Source organism: Opitutaceae bacterium TAV5, assembly GCA_000242935.3.
Taxonomy (GTDB): Bacteria; Verrucomicrobiota; Verrucomicrobiia; order Opitutales; family Opitutaceae; genus Geminisphaera.
Window position 1 is genome coordinate 2,994,813 of sequence record CP007053.1, and the last position, 17,295, is coordinate 3,012,107.

Consider the following 17,295-nt stretch of genomic DNA (forward strand, 5'->3'; position numbering starts at 1 on the left):
ATTCATATCTATTTTGTTGTTTTGGTTATTCTGACATCAATATAATGGATTGTTGGTGAAATAAGAAACACCTCCGTCTGTTGTCGGATATTTTCGGATCACCAGCCCCGCGCCAACCGGGATTATGTAATCGTTGGAGACAGGGAATCCCGATGTGCTTTCCACCCAATTGTTACCTGTCCTAAAAAATGATCTGGAAGGAGCCTTGTTGAGCGATGCTGCCTCGTTGTCGAAAACGAGAACTTCGTCCCTACGCTGTAGGCCAAGGGTACCGTTGCTGGGAACGAAGGCGTTTTCCAACCCGAGTTGGTCGAGACGCAACTCCATCGGCCGCTGTATAAACAGCCAAGTGTCCTGCTTGTTATCCGCAAGAGATGACAGAAAAATGGAAATTGGATGGAGATTAACACTGGCGAGCGATTCCATCACTGTGTCGCTGCTGACCGTGGCAGGATGGCGGATAATGAAACAGACGTCAGGCAAGAGTATCCGGGAGCCAGCTTCGGGAAAGCCTGCGTCTGTGCTGCGCCATCCGCCGGCCGCTGTGATAAAATATTGTTGTTTGGGCGGCAGGTTACTTCCGGAGCCGGTATAATCGGGCAGGAGCAATTCGGAACGCCTCTGAATGCCCAGAGTACCGGCTGACACTACAAAAGTTGTTTGCGTGGCCGGAGGGAATAGTTCATCCAATGTCCAGTATCCGATCAGATCAAATTGAGAGGCGACAATATCGTCGGAAATAATTTCACCCAGCGTAATAAACTTGAGGCTGTTTGATGAATTTTCCGTTACGGTAAAGTATTTGCCTGCCAAGGGGCCTGTTTTGAATCGGATATAATGGGAAGCGGCAAAAATATCGTTTGGCCAAGCAGGATTACCGGGAACCCCAATCGTAGCGATTCCGTCTGTAATTCCCCCAAATGTCTCTGTAAGACCGGAGAAAGAGGCACTTTTCTCCAATGGGACACCGAGCAAGGTGTCCGAGTTCGCCTTGCATATTATTTTCACAAGACCGACAAGGGATGACGTAATATATTGAGAGAATGAAGCGGACGAACTGACGGCGAGCCGTAAAAACCTGCGGGCATGATTGGAGATGAGTTCAGTGTCCACGGCGGTGTAGTAACCGGCGACGTTTTCAGCACCCGTGCTGGTAAAGACTGGTATCCACTGGCCGGAAACCAGATCATCAGTCGCTTCCACCGTGTAGGTGAGATCAGGATCGGCGATACGGGTGAAGGTCAGAGCGAGGCGCTGGCTATCCGTGCTTTTGCCGATGGTGACGGCCCCGGCGCTGTCGCTCAGAAGTGGGTCGAGGCCGAGGGCGTATTCGAGGAGGTTGGGCAGGCCGTCGCCGTCGGGATCGGCGGAGTCGGCGGCTTCTCCGGCGTTGTCAGTGGTGCCGAATTGATCCTGCCGCCAAGTCTCCAGCGAGGTAAGCGGCGGCGGGGTGTCGGTGGTGGTGGCGAGGGCGGCATTGCCGAGGGCGAGGGCGGTTGTCTCGTCCAGCGCGCTGTCATAAATCTGCACGTCGGCGAACGACATGGCGACACCGGCTCCTGCCTTTATCCGGCCAAGGCCAAAGGCTTGGAAGTTGTTCAGAGATGCAAAGGCCGCCGATGACACGTAGGCGCCGTTGATGAACATGTCCAGTTGACCGCCGTTCTTGGCCGAATTGTAGATGGCCACGACGGTAAACCATTCGCCGACCGCCGGTTTGGCATTGGACCCGCTCACAAAAGCCTCCGGGGTGCCGTTTTTCATGTAAACGGCTTCCTGGGTGCCGGTGTTCATGCCGACCAAGGTGGCGTGAGGCCAGTCCGTCCCGACGAATGTGCTGTTGTTGAAGAGTCCCCAGTTGAAGGTGCCGCCGGGAGGGGCCGCGTCGTAACGCAGGGTGATGATGAAGGTGGCGGCGGAGCCGAGGGAGGGGAGGGCCGTGCTGTTGATGGCGGTGTCGAGAAGCAGGGCGTTGGCGGGGAGAGAGACGTAGCCGCCGGAATCGGAGGAGTGGGTTGCCGTTCCGGAACCGAGCGCCGTGAGGGTATGACCGCCGGTGGTGAGGTCGGCGGAGGTGCCGGTCTCGAAGGTCCAGTGGAGGGCGAGCGGGGTCGGTTCGGGGTCAGGATCGGGCGGGGGAGTGGAGCCGAGGTAGGGTGTCAGCAGCGTCACCAGGTTTTCCGTGAGAGTGGCGTGGCCGGCTTCGTTGGGGTGGATGTTGTCACTGCCGATGGCGACGTTCCAGGATGTGGTATCCACATAATGGATTTTGGTGTCGCCGGCATCGATGCGGGCCTGGGCGGCGTCGCGGATGGCGGTCTGGACGTCGGCGGCGGGGATGCTGACGGGGCGCATCACGAAGATCCCGGCGGAGGGATGCGTGGCGCGGACTTGCTGAAGGAAGGTCTGATAGGCGGTCCGGAAGGCGGTGACTTCCGGGGCGTTGCCGGTGATCTGGGCAAAGTCGTTGGTGCCGAGGTTGATCACGATGAGGTTGGGATGGGGGGCGGCGGTGAAATCCCATGCGCCGCCGGTGCCGTAGCCGGGCATGCCTTTCTGGAACCAGGCGGACTCCATGCCGGAGCGGACAAAGACGCCGGCGGGCAGGGTGTAGTAGCCGCGTCCGTCGCGGAGGGCGATGCCGGGCCAGGCGATGCGGGTGCTTTCCACGCCGAGTTGCTCGGGGACGAGCCAGGAATAGCCGTTGTTCCAGGCGGTGATGGAGTCGCCGATGAATTCGATGAGGTTGGGATTGACGGCGGGGGCGGCGAGCGCGCCGGTGTCGTCGAGCACGAGGGAGTCGAAGAGTATCCGGTCGTCGAGGGTGAGGGCGGCGATGCGGAGGGTGTGGGTGTCGTCGAGCGAGAGGTTGGCAGCGATGGTGACCAGGCCGCTGACGTTGTTGTAGTCGGTGCGGACGCCGTCGAGCAGCACGCTGAGGCTGGCGGCTTGGAGGAGGTTGATTTTCACCGAGGAGGTGTGGGTGACGTTGACCTTGAGGTAGGGGCGAATCCAGTCGCCGCGGAGGGCCGCCCCGTCGGAAGACCAGCGACCGGTGTAGTTGATTTCCAGTGACGAGGGGGGGAAGGCGCGCGTCTGCTGGACAAGGCTGAAGGGGTTGGCGAGGAGGGTGGTCTGAGCGGAGTCGGCATAGAGAAAGAGCCGGGCGGTGAGTTTTGCTTTGTCCAGGCCGGCAAGCGAGGCGCTCAGGGTGGCGGTGGTGTTGGAGATGCCGGCAGCGCCTTTTCCGTTGATCGTCATCTGCTCCACGATGGTGTTTTTGAGGACGCCTTGTTCGTAGAGTTTGAGCACGAGCCAGGCGGGCACGTCGGTGGCGCTTGAGCTGTTTTGCACGATGGCGCGCACGTGGATTTCCGTATCGTCGGCTGCGGGAGCGGCGATTGGATTGTCGTTTGCGTCGAGCAAGTGGGTGGCGGAGGCGAAGAAGTAGCCGGTAGGGATGCGACCCACGCGAATGTCGTCGATATACCAAGGGGCGGAGTAGTCGGCTCCCGCCGGGGCGTTGACCATGATGCCGACGGCATTTGCAGGGCTGTCGAAGTCGGGAATGGTGGCGCCGGCCACGGGGTTCATGGGGATGTGGTTCCACCGGCCTTTGACCAGATTGGAAACCGGGAAGGTTGCGCCGGTGGCGACCACGGTGTCGCCGGTTTTCCTCTGAATGAAATAAGCGTAGGGCGCGCCTTGGGTCAGGTCGGCGTTGGCGGGGACATAGAGCCAGTAGCCGCCGCCAACCACGTCTCCGGGGCGGGGGAGTTGGTCGTCGGGGGAGGTGGAGAGGTCGGCGATGTTCCATTCGACGCCCGACGCGTTGATGGCCATCATATTGTTCCCGCTCTTCGCCACGCCTGCCGCGGTGGAGGCAGGGTTGGTGATGAGGGGCATCGACGGATTCCTTCCCCAGTAGGCATTGCCGATGATGGCGTTTCCGATTTCGAAATTTCCGTTAAGAGTGGAGCCGACGTATTCCACGATGATGGGGATTATCGTGGTATCGATTGAGTCGGGGGTGGGGGTGGGCGGGGTGGTGCCGTTGATGGTGGCGAGGGCGGCGTCGGAGAGGGTTTTGATCTGGGTGCCGTCCAGCGCGGAGTCATAGAGTTGCACATCGGCAAACGACATGGCGAGGCCGCTGCTGGCTTTGAGTTTGCCGAGGGCAAGGGCCTGGAATGCCTGTAATGTTCCGTTGGACGTCGTCGAACTGACGTAATTGCCATTTACGAAGGTATCGAGCCGCCTCTGTCCTCCCTGCTCTGATGAGAGAACAAGTGCCACGGTGGACCAGGTGCCGACAGGCAGGGGGGCGCCTGGCGAATAATTCAACATCTGGTCAGCCACAGGGGAACCCGACCAAAGATAGGCGGCTTCATACGTGGTGGACTGCATGCTGACCAGGGCCATCTGCGCCCAGTCGGCTGATGTGGTGGCATTGGTCAGGCCCCAGTTGAAATACTGGAGGGCTCCCGGGGCCTGATCATACCGCAGGGCGACGAGGAGAGTGATGTTGTCGCGCAGACCCGGCAGGGCGGTGCTGTTGATGCTGGTGGCAAAGAGTTCTCCGTGTTGCGTGATGGAGATGTAGCCGCCGTTGTCGGTCGAATAGGTCAGATGTCCATCCCAGTTGGGGACAAAGGTGTGGCCGCTGGCGGTCAGATCGACGGAGGTGCCGGTGGCGAAGGTCCAGTGGGCGAGGGGGGCGGGCGTCTGGGCGACGGCGGTTACGGCGGTGAGCACGGTTAACAGCAGGCTCGTGGCAATTGCCATGAGGCGGGATTGGGGAGGACGGCAGGGTTGTGGGTTCATGATGGAGTGGGGAGTTGTTGAAGGGGTTGGGCGGGTTGTTCTTTGGAGCGGATTTTTTATTCCTCCGGGGGAGGAGATGGTTCAGGGGCGGATGGAGTCGTCGTCGGGGTCGGCGGTTTTCATGAGGTAGTAGTTCACGCTGTCTTTGGGGAGGGCTTCGACGTGGCCGTCGGCGAAGAGCATGTTGTTTTTTCCCTTATGCCAGAGGGCGATGTCGGCGGCGTTGTCGTAGAGATAGTTCGCGTTGCGGAGATGGCAGGTCGCGGTGTTGCTGTCGGACACGAGGAGGGTGATGGTGGGCTGGCCGAGGGAGGAAAGGGTGCGCTGCGTTGTGGTGTCCCCGCCGTTGCTGAAGGCATTCATCGCGTAGGAATTTTTTTCGCGATCCGTAGGGCCATCGATGTTGAAGTTGGTTTTGCCGGGGCAGCGGAAGATGCCGCCGAAGACAGCATCGATTGCGTTGGTCTGATTTTGCTTGTTTTCGAGGTAGGGCTGGAGCTGCCACTGCCACATTTTTTCGTTCCAGATGGTGGTGTCTCCGCCCCATGCGACGGGCAGTTTGTCCCTGTTGGCCTGGGCGTGCATGACCATGGCGACACCGATTTGGCGGAGGTTGCTGATGCAGGAGGCGGCCTGAGCGCTTTTACGGACGGCACCGACAGTAGGGATGAGGATAGCGGCAAGAACACCGATGATCGCAATGACGGTGAGAAGTTCGATCAGGGTAAAACCACGCCGGTTGATCGGAGTGGCGCGCGATGCCGTTGCAGACGGGAATCGGGTATGTATTGCCATGGGGAAGGAGGGAACGGAGAGGATCAGGAAAAATGAGCAGGACGCCCAAAGGGGGCTGCGCCCGGCGAGACCGAAAGAGTAATACAGACCTTTTAGGAACGACCCCATGGCCGGTTTCTTCCGCAGGTCCGGGCGAAGACAACAGAGAGTGTGGCGGCAACTCCGAGCAAAATGACAGCGGTTTGTGGTTCGGGAACGGCGGTGGAGGCGAGTGCGGCGTTGCCGAGGGAGACGGCGGTGGCTTCGTTGAGAGCGCTGTCGTAAATTTGGACGTCGGCGAACGACATGGAGACGCCGGCGCCCTCCTTGATTCTGCCGATGCCGAAAGCCTGGAAGGCGTTGAGAGTGATGCCGGTGGCCGTCTGGACGTAGGCGCCGTTGAGGAAGAGATCGAGGCGTCCGTTGTTGCGTGCGGAGTCGTAGATGGCGACGAGAGTGAACCAGTCGCCGACGTCGGGGACACTGGCGGTGTTGGGAAAGGCCTCGTTGACGCCGTTTTTGGTGTAAACGCCTTCGCGGATGCCGCTGTTCATGCCAACGAGAGTGGCGTGCTGCCAGTCGGTGCCGGCGGAGGTGGTGTTGTTGAAGATGCCCCAGTTGAACGTGCCGCCGGGAGAGGGTTCATCATAGCGCATGGTGATGATGAAGGTGGCGGCGGAGCCGAGGTCTGGAGTATCGTTACTGTTGATACTGGTGCTGACGAGGAGGGCGTTGTTCGGAAGTGAAACGTATCCACCGGAGTCGGACGAATGGCTGATCGCTCCCGAACCGAGCGCCGCGAGGGTGTGCCCGCCGGCGGTGAGATCGGCGGCGGTGCCGGTGGCGAATGTCCAGTGTGCAAGTGCGGTTTGAGCGATGGCAGGGAGAGCGGTCAGCAGGAGACCCAGGACGATGGTGACAAGGCTCATGGAGCCTCGGGATGGTTGCGAATTCATGATGTTCATTGCGGGTTGGCGGGGGGGATGGATATGTGCGTAACCGAGTCAGGCAGGGGAGCGGTGCGGGTTTGGGCGCGGGTGAGACGGCGAATCGAGAATCACCTTATGGACATGTTTCCCAAAGGCAGGGAAAGAAATGGTTGCCATGTAAACCTGTTGCCATCATCCATGCCCATGCATTTCTCATAACATCCCAATCGGCAAATAGATGAACTCACGAGATCTCGCCCGGATTCTGGGTGTCAGCCATACGACAGTGACGCTGGCGTTGAACAACAATCCCCGTATTTCCGAGGCGATGCGGCAGCGGGTGCGGGAGGCGGCGGAAAGGCATGGCTACCATGCCAACGCGCTGGTGAGCGCGTTGATGTCGCGCATCAGGCAGGGCAAGCCGGCGCCGGTGCGCGGAGAGGTGCTGGCCTACTTGTCGGCGGAGCGGACGGAGGATGGGTGGCGGAAGTTGCTCAATGTGCGGGAGTGCGTGAAGGGGGCGGAGAGACAGGCGGGGCGGCTGGGGTATCGGCTGGAGCATTTCTGGATGGGGTATCAAGGGGCGAATGCGCGGCAGGTCTCGCGGGTGCTGCGGGCGCGGGCGGTGCGTGGGGCGATGATCCTCACGGCGGTCGGAGACTCGCCCGGACTGCTGCTGGACTGGGAGGCAAGGCCGGTGGTGTCGATCGGGTATGGATTCCGGCAGCAACGGCTGCACCAGGTGGCAAACAATCATGTGGAGGGGGTTAAATTGTGCTACCAGAAACTGAGATCGCTGGGATGCCGGCGTATCGCACTTTCAATTACAAAAATCGACGACGAGCAGGTGAGGCATTACTGGTGGGCCGGTTTTTTGATGAGCCAGCAGTTGTTTGGCGGGGATTTGTTGCCGGTCCATATCCTTTCGGGATATGACGCGGACGAGGATTTCGGGGAGTGGTTGAGGACGAAACGTCCGGATGCGATCATTGGCACGTTTCCGAACCAGTCGTTGAAATTTTTGCACGAGGCGGGGGTGCGAGTGCCGGAGGAGGTGATGTATGCGAGTCTCGACATTGACGCGGAACACGTGGGTGAGATCGCCGGTATCCGGCAGGATTGGGAGAACACGGGGGCGGCAATGGTGGATGTGCTGGCGGGGCAGATCAGCGCCAACGAACATGGCCTGCCGACGGTGCCGAAAGTGGTCTTGATTGACGGGCGCTGGGTGCCGGGGAAGACGGTGCGATGGAGGCGTTGAAGGGAAAGGGCTGGAGGCATGTGCACCCCTGGCAGGGTATGGCGTGTGGCGCCGTCAGTGGTGAAAAATAGAGGAACCGGATGGCTTGGCGGCTGAATGAATGCCAGCCCCTTTCCCTGTGCCGCCACATTTCGCGGAGGAAGAGGAGTTCTCGGCTCCGTATGCGGCCATTCTTTCACGAAGCGTTTTCAGTTCGTCTCCGCTCACGAACTGCAAACTAAACATCTAAATGTGCGGGCCTGTTTGGGGAATGAGCCCGGTGATCGTCCACCAGGGACCGGCGGTCCAGTACCAGGCGGAGACATCCGTCCAGGCATGGCCGTCGCTGGCGAGGATGCGTTCATGGACGAGGGTGGAGTGGTTGCCTCGCGTGGCCGCGGTGACGCTCCAGAGGGTGCCGTCGGTTTTTTGTTGGATGGGGCGTGGCTCGGTTTCGTACCCAAGCGCGCGCAGGCAGTCCGCGGCGGGATGCAGGCGGCGTGTGGGCCGGGCGAGCCAGCGGACGATGTAGGTGCGTCCTGCATCGTCGGAGAAAATGCCGATTTTGCCGGGGAAATCCCGGGCAAAGCGGGCCTCGCGGGCATTGGGCGGGAGTTGTATCCAACTGGAGGATATGAGAGGATCGACGGGGGCGGCGTGCCAGCCGGGGAAGGCGGAGGCGGTACTCGCTGCGAGCGTGGCGCGGGTGGCGGCGGTGACCGGCATCGCGGAGGCGTTCGAGACCGAGACGGACGAAAGCACGGTTGTCGATGCCGACGGCAGGGCAGGAGCAGCCTTCCGGGGGGAGACCGACGCAGACGGTCCGGTAACCCTGGCCGGAAAGGATGGCGTGGAGATCGTGGACGGTGGCAGGGTTGAATCCTCCGAGAAAGACCACGCCGCCTTCGGCGGGACCGAATCCGATGCGGGAACGGCTGGATCGCCAGTCTTCGCCTTTTTCAAAGGAAACGAGGGTAACGGATACGCCGCGGGCGTTGGCTTGCGCGGTGAGCGCGGCGAGGTGTCCGCTGTTGGAGTAGCTGGCGTGGGCAGGGGAAATGATGGCGAGGCGAGGGTGCGGGATCGGGGCGGCGGCGGCTTCGGGAGCGGGAAAGTTGTCGTCGGTCCGGAGTGCCTTGCCCGCGCGACGGGCGGAGGAGAAGGCGGGGCGGTTGCGTGTGATGATGGTGCCGAGGGCGCGGCGGCGCTGGATGAGGCCTTCCTCGACGAGGCCGTCGAGCGCTTTTCTTACGGTGGCCTGCGAGACGCCGAGAAGGGTGATCAGGGTATTTTCGGGCGCGAGTTTTTCAACGTGAGGGGGGACGGCCTGGATGGCGCGGCGGAGCGAGGTGCGAAGCTGGACGTGGAGCGGAATGCCGCCTTCGCGGTCGAGGACGATGGAGCGGATGATGGGGGGCCAGTCGAAGGTGGTCACGGTTTGCTGCGAGGATGGAAGTGTGTGGCAGGAGGTCGGCTGGTGGCGAAGTGGCGTCGATCAGAAAGTCGAAAATACCTCTCGGGTGAAAACCGAAAAAACAGGACGCGGATCCATGGCGTTTATGGTGGAAGTCGAAGAATGGCAGATGCGGAGATGATTGCCACGTAAACCTCCGGATGACCGGAAGACCCGCGCTACGGACGATGGTCGTGAGCCGCATGGATACTGAAGATTGCCGCCTCGTGGTGCGTGGTTTCCGTCAGGGCCTTTGTCCTTGCGCCAGCGGGTGGCGGTCTTCCAGGCTCTTCCTGTTTTCGGTTCCCTCGTCTTTCTCCCATGTCCTCCTCCCTGTTGCTTGCTTTCCAGGCTCATCTCTCCGGTGCCGCGGAGCTGCCCGGCATTTCGTTTAACAGCCTTGTGGTTGTGTCCGGCGTGCTCGCTGCGATCCTGGCGCTGCCGGTTTTGCAGGACCGGCTCTTCGGCTGGCAACGGTCCGGCGGGCCGGTCGCCGCCACCCGGTGGCCGGCAATGTCACCTGCGGTGGTCGCCTGCGCCGCCGAAGCCGCTTCGCAGGTCGCGTCCACCGTATCCGCTCCCGCTCCCCGGGCGGAGTCATCGGGTGATGACCGCGACCGGAGCGAGGTCATCCCGGAAACGCATATGACGCTCATCGCGGCGGCGGTCGCCAACGCGTTCGGCCGGCGGGCCCGCATCCGTTCGGTGACGCACGACTACAACAGGAGCATCGAATCCCGCCAGTGGGCTCACGAAGGCCGGCGGGATATTTTTGCATCGCACCGCATCCGCTAGCGCGCCTTGCCTTCGCCTGCCTCTCCGGGCGGCCAGGCCGGCCGGAAACGTGTGTCTGCGGAAAGTTGCGCCGGTCCGGGTCCGGAGTATTACCAAGGCGTTCATGATGCCTGCCGCCACGACTGCCGCTTCCGCCGTTTCCGCCCTCCCTGCGGATGTCTGTTTCCTCTTCGACAACGGGTCGTTGCGGGCGGAGGCAACGCGATCGTTGCGGGCGCTGGCAGGCGCGCTGGAGCGGCGGATCGGCGTGCGCGTCGAGGCCGTGTCGCTGCTGCACTCGGATGGCGTGCCCGCGGAGGAGCTGGACGGAGAACCGGCACGCTTGCTGGAGCCGGCGCTGGGCGCGTTTTTGCAAAAAAACCCGGCGGCGCATGCGGTGACGCTCCCCCTGTTTTTCGGCCCGAGCGGGGCGGTGACGGGTTACTGGCCGGGCCGGCTGAAACCGCTGCTGGACCGCTTCCCGGCTGCGCGTGTCACGCGTGCGCGCTGGCTGGTCGATACGGACCGGCCGGGCGGCGACGCGCCTGAGATCGTGGCCATCCTCGCCGACCGCGTGCGCGCCGTGACGCGGGCGAAAGGGCTGACGCGCCCGCAGGTGCTGCTGGTCGATCACGGCACGCCGCGGCGCGGGGTGACCGCCGTGCGCAACCTGCTGGGCGCGGAGCTTGCGAAGACGCTGGCGGACGAATGCGCGCCGGCGGGCGTCGGCGTGGCTTCGATGGAACGGCGCGACGGAGACCATTACGATTTTAACGAACCGCTGCTGGAGCGCGCGTTGCGCACGCCGCCGTTCGATCGCGGCGATGTGGTCGTTGCGCTGCAGTTTCTTTCGCCCGGGCGGCATGCCGGCGCGGGCGGGGACATCGCGACCCTCTGCCGGGAGGCCGAGGCGGATGCCGCCGCCCGGGCAGGCGGGGGCGGCGACAGCCGCCACTTGCGGACGCACATGACGGAAACGATCTCCGGCGACCCGCGTCTGGTCGAGGTGCTGGCGCGGCGGGTGGCGGAAGCCTGCGGGCTTCCGCAGTTCAGGGTTTAGGGTTTTGTATTAACGTCCGGAATACGCTACGCTTGTCTCCCGTATGAATGAAAGGCTCTGAGAACCTGAACTCTGAACCCTAAACCCCAAACTTTGAACTCTGTAACCCCCCGGCGCCGCAGGGCGCCGGGTTACGGCGCCAGCGCGGTGAACGGCTCCCACGGCAGGTTGCGGAGCACGGCGAACGTGATGCCGATGCCGAGCAGCCACCAGGCAGTCGAGGCCGGCAAGGGAGGAGGCCGCCAGCGGTTGTGACGAAGCGCGTGCCACCCCGGGCGGAGCAGCACGATTGCGGCGACCAGCAGGACGGGCAGGCCGAGGAGGTTGTGGCTGAAGGCGGCGCGCCACTGGCCGTGCAGAAGCGCATGCAGGGCGCGCGTGATGCCGCAGCCGGGGCAGTACCAGCCGGTCGCCCGGTTAAAGACACAGGGGAAATACAGGCTGCCGGGGCCGGGCGGGCGAAACCACAGGGAAACCGCTCCGCCCAGGGCCGCCACCAGGGCGGCAAGGGCGAGAGTCCGCGGAGCGGACGCGATGGCTGACAGACGCGACAGACGGGAAACCGCTCCGGCATGCGGCGGTTGCGAGCCGCCGCCGCCAGCGACCGGACCGGAGCCGGGAACCGGAGGCGGAGTGGTCACCTGCCGTTTTCCGGGGTTCATTCCGGGGTTCAGAACCGGCCGAGGCCGGACAGGCCGCCGCCCACTACGGCAAAGAGGCTCCATAACGCGCCGACAACCAGGCCGACGCCGGCGGAGATCCATGCCCACATCTTGGCCTTGCGGGCCGCATCCTCCGCTCCGGCGTAGTCGCCGCTGGCGTATTTGGAATCGACCTGCGTGGCGAAGATGATCGCCGGGATGCCGAAGGGTATGCAGCAGAACAGGGTAACCAGAATGGCCCACACGAGATTGTTGGCGGGTTTGGGCGGGCGGCGCGAGGTCTGCCCGGCGGAGGCGCCGGCAACGGGCGGGCGGACGTGGCTGCCGTGCCCGGTGGCCGGCCGGGGGCGAAGGGTGAGCGGCGTGGCTCCGGGTTCGTCTCCGCTTTCGCCGGCCTGGGCCGGATTGTTGATTTCCGGGATGGCGGCGATGTCGGGGAGCGAGGGCAGGTCGGGCAAGGCGGGCGCGGCGTCGCCGGTCATCGGGGGCGGGGAAGCCGGGAGGATTTCGGCGAGCGTTTTCCAGGCGGGCATGCCCTCTTTCCAGACGAAGTCGCCTGACCGGAGTTCACCCCGCTGATACAGGGCAATGATTTCCTCGAGTGTCCAGACGCCGATTTCCTGACCATCACGACCTACGCGGTATTTCATGGCCGGAGACGAAAACGGATTATCGGGCCCGGCGGAATCCTGAAATGCGCAAATACCACCGGGGGATTGCCGGCGCACGTTTGGGGAAAACAGGGCCCGAGCGACGGATTGACTCCCCGCCCCGGCATCCAGGAACATCCCGCCCGTATCTTGATGCGAACATCGTTTTCCAGATGGCAGGTATGGATGAGCGTGATCACGCTCGTCGCGACGCTGTTTGCGGTTTTCGAGCACGAGGACCTCATCCTGCAAGGGGAGGGGGGCTCCCCGGCCGAGGCCGTTGCCGGCACCCTCCCGGCTCCGCAACCGGCCAGCGCGGCCTGGCCCGCCGTCGGCGATATCGCCATCGAGGAAAACACCACCCGCGACAGCGGCACCCACGGGGTTTTTCATGCGAAAAAGAGCCCCGTTTCCCTGGCCGCGCCGGCACGCGAACTGCCCGGCTGGCTGACGCCTCCGCTCGACCGCGCCACGCGCGTGCGGCGGGTTGCCCGCGCCGGTGATCGCGAGCCGGCGCCGGTCCGGGACCGGATTGTCGGCATCGTGGTGCTGCGGCTTTAGCCTTCGGGGCTTCTCCCGGCTGCCGCCACGGAAGGGTGACGTTCCCCGTTGCCCGGCGCGCATCAGCGCGTCCCTCCGCCGGTCCCGTGCGGCGAGGCGGGTATCCGTTTGCCGGTGACATCCCCGTCGCCGTTCCTGTCCGCGTTTTCCCGAATGTCTGTTCCATCACCGTTTTTCCATGATCAATGAAACCATCGCCCTGTGGGGCGGCTTTACCCTTTTTATCGTCGCCATGCTGGCGCTCGATCTCGGCGTCTTCCAGCGGCGCCCTCACGTCATCTCCATGAAAGAGGCGCTCGCCTGGTTCGGCGTGTGGACCGGCCTCGCCCTCCTCTTCAATCTCGGCATCCTGCTCTTCCACGAACGCGGCGGGCAGGCCGCGCTGGAATTCTTTACCGGCTTTCTCGTCGAGAAATCCCTGAGTATCGACAACATTTTCGTTTTCCTGCTCATCTTCAGCTTCTTCCACGTTCCCCAAGTCTACCAGCACAAGGTGCTATTCTGGGGCATCGTCGGCGCGATCATCCTGCGCGTGGCCTTTATCCTCGGCGGGCTCGCCCTGCTCGAACGCTTCCACTGGACGATCTACCTTTTCGGCGGATTCCTCCTCTTCACCGGCATCAGCATGATGCGGAAAAAGGAATCGAAATTCGAACCCGGCAACAACCGGATCATCCGCCTCTTCCGGCGCTTTTTCCCGGTCGCCGAGCGTTACGACGGCAACCGCTTCTTCACCCGCCTGCCCGCCGATGGCGACGCCGGGACCGGCAACGGCAACGGCGCTGGCGGCAAGGCCGGCCGGCTGGCCGCCACGCCGCTGTTCGTGGTGCTGCTGGCCGTCGAATCGTCGGACATCATTTTCGCGGTCGATTCCATCCCGGCGATCTTCGCCATCACGGGTGATCCGTTCATCGTCTACACGTCCAACATCTTTGCGATGCTCGGCCTGCGCGCGCTCTATTTCGCCGTGTCCGGGTTCATGCGGATGTTCCACTTCCTGCACTACGGGTTCGCGTCGATCATCCTGATCCTCGGCGTGAAAATGCTGCTGGCCGATGTGTACAAGGTGCCGGTGGGCATCTCGCTCGTATTGATCGTCGTGATACTGCTCGTGTGCGTGATCGTGTCGCTGCTGCGTCCGCGCCACGACGACCTCAAGATGCTGTTCGAGCGGCCCGAACGGCTCGGGCTGCTGCCGTTTCGCCGGCTGCTGCTGATCGAGAACATCGTGGATCTCGGGGACATCCGCGTGCGCGATTCGATGCGCCGCCGCAGCGGCGTGCGCTCCGTGCGGCTCGACCTGCCGTGGGCGGACAACCTGGCGATGATCCGGGAAACCCGGTTCTCGCGTTATCCGCTGGTGGAAAACCCCGGCGCCCGGCCCGTCGGTTCGCTCCACGTCAAGGATCTGTTCCAGTGCTTCACCGCCGCCGGCCCGGGGCAACCGCCGCTTCCGCCCGCGGCCGGCGAATTGCGAACGCTCGCCCGCCCCTGCCTGGAACTGGCGGAGGATTCTCCGCTCGAGGACGCCCTCGCCCGTTTCCAGCGCAGCTACAATCACCTCGCGGTGGTCCTGGACGCCCGCGGCGAATGGACGGGCATCCTCACCATCGAGGACGTGCTCGAGGAGCTCGTCGGAAAGATCGGCGACGAATTCGACACGGCCCGCAGCGGCCGGTTTGTCTCGATGGCCGACGCGATCACGCCCGGCCGCGTCGTTTTCGGCGTCCGCGGCACCAGCCTGCGCGATGCGGTGAAAGACATCTTCGCCCACGTCGCCGACGCCGAGCTGCCGTTGCCCGGCCGCGAGATTCTCACCGCCGTCCTCGAACGCGAGGACGCCATGCCGACCTGGCTGGGCAAGGGCCTCGCGATCCCGCACTGCCGCCTCGACAGCCTGGAAAACCCCGTGCTGCTTTTCGGCCGTTCGGATGAAGGCGTGCCCGTGGAAAACTCCGGCGAGCGCGTGGAGCTGATTTTCCTGCTGCTCACGCCCGGCGGCATGGCCCGGCTCCAGCCGCGCCTGCTGGCGGACATCGTCGGGCTGATCGAAAGCGACTACGTCACCGAACGCCTGCACAAGGCCGACAATCCCGCGGAAGTCATCGAAGCCATTCGCGACGGCCAGCAGATCGTGCTGGACTGACGGCAGGAGGCGACGACGGGGCACGGGCTTTCAGCCCGTGATTCCGGGGGGGGGGGACGCTTGCGGCGCGGAGCGCCGTCCACGGGCAAGGATGCCCGTGCCACTTTACTGCCGCCGCTCTCTCACGAATCCTTGATAAACTCGAGGATCACTTCGGCCTGCCTGGTGGTGGTGCCCTTGTGGTCGGCGTAGACGATCTTGCCGTCTTTGTTGATCAGGTAGGCCTGGCGGCTGGCGCGGCCGCCGGCGGGCTGGCCAAAAGCCTGGGCAACCTGCTTGTCGGTGTCGGCGAGCAGCGTGTACGGGAGATGGTTTTCTTCCTTGAAGCGCCGCTGGGTCTCCACGTCGTCGGTGCTCACTCCGATAATGGCGACGCCCTTGGCGGCGAGCGCTTCGTAACCGTCGCGCAACGAGCAGCTCTGCGCGGTGCATCCGCCGGTGAACGCCTTCGGGTAAAAAAACACCAGCGTGTATTTGTTTCCCGAGTACACATCGGCCAGGGCAAGCGTGGTGCCGGCCTGGGTGGTGGCGGAGATTTGCGGAGCGGGGGAGCCGACATCGAGAGGTTCGGCCGGCAGAGAGGAGGTGGACATGGCGAGAAGGAGGGCGGTGACGACGCCGGTGAGGCGGCAGTTGAGTTTCATGGTGTTTCGGAAGGACGGGAGGACAGGAGGCATCGCGCTGTGGCAGTGGATGCCCGTTGCGGAGTGCTGATCGGGAATGAAGGCCCGTCTGCCCGTTTTCGCAAACGGGGAGCCACGATCCCGCACGAAGCCGGCATGCCCGTGCTGCACACCGGGAGCCGGAGGCCGGTTCGCCCCGGGCAAAAACAGGGCGCCCGTCCGCCTGTGACGGCGAACGGGCGCGAGCGTGTCACATTGTCCCGGATTCCGGCGACCGGTCTCTTCCCGGAGCGGTCGCGGACCGGTCAGTAACCGAGTTCTTCCGGCAGATGCAGCGGCGCGGAAAAGCCCGGCGACGAAAACCCGGCCGAAGGCATTTCCGGCTCGGGTTCGGGCACCAGCAGAATCGGGATATCCTCTTCGGGTGTGTCGTGAACATGGAGCCCGAGATGGACCAGAAGGTTTCCCGAAAGCGCCTTGTGGGCGCCCCAGTGCAGACGGTGTGATGACAATAAAGATGCAGACATGACAATAACAGCAGTTGATTCAGGTTTTCCTGATTTGGTTGTTGCGGGCCGACGCATGCGCGGAAACCGGCCGTGAGACATTCCGTCATCGGCTCTCTTCCGCAAATCCCTGCGCCAGCCAGGAGTCCGGTTTCAGGCCATGTGCGGCGGGCCCCGGATCGGGCGCCCGGCGAGCAGGGTGAGAGCCGGCGTTTCTGTCGGCCGGAAGACCAGCCGCCCCAGACAGACGAGGTCCGGAAAGAGCCGGCCCGGCGCCGCCTCGGCGAACAGCAGCAGGGCGGCCGGCGGAGACTTGGCCTTCGCGCATTTCGAGCATTTCCCGGCCTTGGCCAGGCACGTGTCGCTGTCCGACAACGTGGCGGCCAGCGACATCTGGCCGGGCAGCACCGGCGATGTCTGCCGGTCCGTTTCCACGACATCCGCCCGCGCCTGGGACAAGACCAGCGCAACGGCGATCCAGAGGATGCAGAGACTGCTCCGACGGATGTTCATGCCTTGTCCATCAGCATAATCGATGCCATTGCCGTCGCAGTCTCCTGTCTGGCAGGCAGTTATGCCATGTTTCTTCTGGACGGTTTTCCCGGAAGAAGATAATCTGATGCAGATGCCCGACGCATGGCGGCGGGGGCGCATTTCTTCCGCCCGCCGCTCCTTTACCCTGCCAGGCCGGCCGCCAGTTCGCGGATGCGGGCGCGGGCGCCGGCGAGGCCGTTGCGGCGCGTCGGCGTGAGATCGCGCAAGAGGCCGAGTTGTTCGAGCACGTCCGGTTCGGTGGCTGCGGCATCTTCCGGCGTGGCTCCGTCGTAAACCTCGCAGAGCAACGCGACGAGCCCCCTGACCAGCGGCGAATCCGCGTCGCTGCGCAGGCGCAGCCGCCCGCCGTCGCCGCGCGCGGCGACGATCCAGACGGCGGATACGCAGGCCGTCACGCGGTTGGCCTCGACGCGTTCGCTCTCTCCCAGCGGCGGCAGCCGGCGCGCCCGGTCCACGACGGCGGCGAGGCGCTCCTGCGCGTTTTCGATGATGCCGAGATCCTCGACGAGCCGGGCCTGTTTGCTGGCGACCGTCATGC

Annotated in this window: 16 protein-coding genes; 6 read left to right on the forward strand and 10 right to left on the reverse strand. The window is 63.6% G+C overall.

What is annotated here, in order from left to right; translation table 11 throughout:
- Positions 1-36: 36 nt before the first annotated feature.
- The 3 genes from OPIT5_13020 to OPIT5_13030 form a co-directional block, all read right to left on the reverse strand.
- Positions 37-4,785: a hypothetical protein gene (locus OPIT5_13020; protein ID AHF94351.1), complete on the reverse strand. Its 4,749-nt coding sequence runs from the start codon at positions 4,783-4,785 to the stop codon at positions 37-39.
- Between the two features lie 120 nt (positions 4,786-4,905).
- Complete coding sequence (locus OPIT5_13025; GenBank protein AHF90994.1) at positions 4,906-5,619, reverse strand: hypothetical protein; 714 nt, start codon at positions 5,617-5,619, stop codon at positions 4,906-4,908.
- 92 nt (positions 5,620-5,711) lie between these two features.
- Positions 5,712-6,527: a hypothetical protein gene (locus tag OPIT5_13030; protein ID AHF94352.1), complete on the reverse strand. Its 816-nt coding sequence runs from the start codon at positions 6,525-6,527 to the stop codon at positions 5,712-5,714.
- 238 nt (positions 6,528-6,765) lie between these two features.
- Here OPIT5_13030 and OPIT5_13035 point away from each other — a divergent pair, with 238 nt between their 5' ends.
- Positions 6,766-7,788, forward strand: a complete 1,023-nt coding sequence (locus OPIT5_13035; protein ID AHF90995.1) for a LacI family transcriptional regulator — start codon at positions 6,766-6,768, stop codon at positions 7,786-7,788.
- A gap of 225 nt (positions 7,789-8,013) precedes the next feature.
- Here the strand turns inward: OPIT5_13035 and OPIT5_13040 are convergent, their stop codons facing one another.
- Positions 8,014-8,493 carry a hypothetical protein gene (locus OPIT5_13040; protein ID AHF90996.1) on the reverse strand — a complete coding sequence of 160 codons (480 nt, stop codon included), beginning with the start codon at positions 8,491-8,493 and terminating at the stop codon, positions 8,014-8,016.
- On the opposite strand from OPIT5_13040, the gene OPIT5_13045 reads away from it, so the two are divergent.
- The 3 genes from OPIT5_13045 to OPIT5_13055 all read left to right on the forward strand — a co-directional run bounded on the left by OPIT5_13045 (position 8,402) and on the right by OPIT5_13055 (position 11,054).
- Entirely contained in the window at positions 8,402-9,373 is a 972-nt protein-coding gene (locus tag OPIT5_13045) for a hypothetical protein (protein AHF94353.1), read from the forward strand. The two genes, OPIT5_13040 and OPIT5_13045, sit on opposite strands and share 92 nt — an antisense overlap.
- Positions 9,374-9,541: 168 nt before the next feature.
- On the forward strand, positions 9,542-10,015 hold the full coding sequence (locus tag OPIT5_13050; protein ID AHF90997.1) for a hypothetical protein: 474 nt from the start codon (positions 9,542-9,544) through the stop codon (positions 10,013-10,015).
- Between the two features lie 103 nt (positions 10,016-10,118).
- Positions 10,119-11,054 carry a cobalamin biosynthesis protein CbiX gene (locus OPIT5_13055; protein ID AHF90998.1) on the forward strand — a complete coding sequence of 312 codons (936 nt, stop codon included), beginning with the start codon at positions 10,119-10,121 and terminating at the stop codon, positions 11,052-11,054.
- Positions 11,055-11,185: 131 nt separating this feature from the next.
- On the opposite strand, the gene OPIT5_13060 is transcribed toward OPIT5_13055, so the two are convergent.
- Entirely contained in the window at positions 11,186-11,590 is a 405-nt protein-coding gene (locus tag OPIT5_13060; protein ID AHF90999.1) for a membrane protein, read from the reverse strand.
- Positions 11,591-11,724: 134 nt separating this feature from the next.
- The gene (locus OPIT5_13065; GenBank protein ID AHF91000.1) at positions 11,725-12,366 is read right to left on the reverse strand and encodes a membrane protein; all 642 of its coding nucleotides are present in this window, start codon (positions 12,364-12,366) and stop codon (positions 11,725-11,727) included.
- A 186-nt stretch (positions 12,367-12,552) separates the two neighbouring features.
- Here OPIT5_13065 and OPIT5_13070 point away from each other — a divergent pair, with 186 nt between their 5' ends.
- Positions 12,553-12,927, forward strand: a complete 375-nt coding sequence (locus OPIT5_13070) for a hypothetical protein (protein ID AHF91001.1) — start codon at positions 12,553-12,555, stop codon at positions 12,925-12,927.
- 181 nt (positions 12,928-13,108) lie between these two features.
- Positions 13,109-15,073: a membrane protein gene (locus OPIT5_13075; GenBank protein AHF91002.1), complete on the forward strand. Its 1,965-nt coding sequence runs from the start codon at positions 13,109-13,111 to the stop codon at positions 15,071-15,073.
- A gap of 122 nt (positions 15,074-15,195) precedes the next feature.
- Here OPIT5_13075 and OPIT5_13080 read toward each other — a convergent pair whose 3' ends face one another.
- The 4 genes from OPIT5_13080 to OPIT5_13095 form a co-directional block, all read right to left on the reverse strand.
- A complete protein-coding gene (locus tag OPIT5_13080; protein AHF91003.1) occupies positions 15,196-15,717 on the reverse strand; it encodes an alkyl hydroperoxide reductase in 522 nt (173 codons plus the stop codon).
- 284 nt (positions 15,718-16,001) lie between these two features.
- A complete protein-coding gene (locus tag OPIT5_13085) occupies positions 16,002-16,223 on the reverse strand; it encodes a hypothetical protein (protein ID AHF91004.1) in 222 nt (73 codons plus the stop codon).
- A 132-nt stretch (positions 16,224-16,355) separates the two neighbouring features.
- On the reverse strand, positions 16,356-16,856 hold the full coding sequence (locus OPIT5_13090) for a hypothetical protein (protein AHF91005.1): 501 nt from the start codon (positions 16,854-16,856) through the stop codon (positions 16,356-16,358).
- Positions 16,857-16,876: 20 nt separating this feature from the next.
- The gene (locus tag OPIT5_13095; protein ID AHF91006.1) at positions 16,877-17,293 is read right to left on the reverse strand and encodes a Fe-S metabolism protein SufE; all 417 of its coding nucleotides are present in this window, start codon (positions 17,291-17,293) and stop codon (positions 16,877-16,879) included.
- Positions 17,294-17,295: the final 2 nt, after the last annotated feature.

What these genes read in the sequence shown, in the direction of transcription:
- OPIT5_13065 (AHF91000.1), bottom strand. Translation starts at nt 12,366, where the DNA reads ATGAAATACCGCGTAGGTCGTGATGGTCAGGAAATCGGCGTCTGGACA.
- OPIT5_13055 (AHF90998.1), top strand. Translation starts at nt 10,119, where the DNA reads ATGATGCCTGCCGCCACGACTGCCGCTTCCGCCGTTTCCGCCCTCCCT.
- OPIT5_13070 (AHF91001.1), top strand. Translation starts at nt 12,553, where the DNA reads ATGAGCGTGATCACGCTCGTCGCGACGCTGTTTGCGGTTTTCGAGCAC.
- OPIT5_13045 (AHF94353.1), top strand. Translation starts at nt 8,402, where the DNA reads ATGAGAGGATCGACGGGGGCGGCGTGCCAGCCGGGGAAGGCGGAGGCG.
- OPIT5_13040 (AHF90996.1), bottom strand. Translation starts at nt 8,493, where the DNA reads ATGCCGGTCACCGCCGCCACCCGCGCCACGCTCGCAGCGAGTACCGCC.
- OPIT5_13085 (AHF91004.1), bottom strand. Translation starts at nt 16,223, where the DNA reads ATGTCTGCATCTTTATTGTCATCACACCGTCTGCACTGGGGCGCCCAC.
- OPIT5_13050 (AHF90997.1), top strand. Translation starts at nt 9,542, where the DNA reads ATGTCCTCCTCCCTGTTGCTTGCTTTCCAGGCTCATCTCTCCGGTGCC.
- OPIT5_13020 (AHF94351.1), bottom strand. Translation starts at nt 4,785, where the DNA reads ATGGCAATTGCCACGAGCCTGCTGTTAACCGTGCTCACCGCCGTAACC.
- OPIT5_13080 (AHF91003.1), bottom strand. Translation starts at nt 15,717, where the DNA reads ATGAAACTCAACTGCCGCCTCACCGGCGTCGTCACCGCCCTCCTTCTC.
- OPIT5_13035 (AHF90995.1), top strand. Translation starts at nt 6,766, where the DNA reads ATGAACTCACGAGATCTCGCCCGGATTCTGGGTGTCAGCCATACGACA.
- OPIT5_13090 (AHF91005.1), bottom strand. Translation starts at nt 16,856, where the DNA reads ATGCGCCCCCGCCGCCATGCGTCGGGCATCTGCATCAGATTATCTTCT.
- OPIT5_13030 (AHF94352.1), bottom strand. Translation starts at nt 6,527, where the DNA reads ATGAGCCTTGTCACCATCGTCCTGGGTCTCCTGCTGACCGCTCTCCCT.
- OPIT5_13095 (AHF91006.1), bottom strand. Translation starts at nt 17,293, where the DNA reads ATGACGGTCGCCAGCAAACAGGCCCGGCTCGTCGAGGATCTCGGCATC.
- OPIT5_13025 (AHF90994.1), bottom strand. Translation starts at nt 5,619, where the DNA reads ATGGCAATACATACCCGATTCCCGTCTGCAACGGCATCGCGCGCCACT.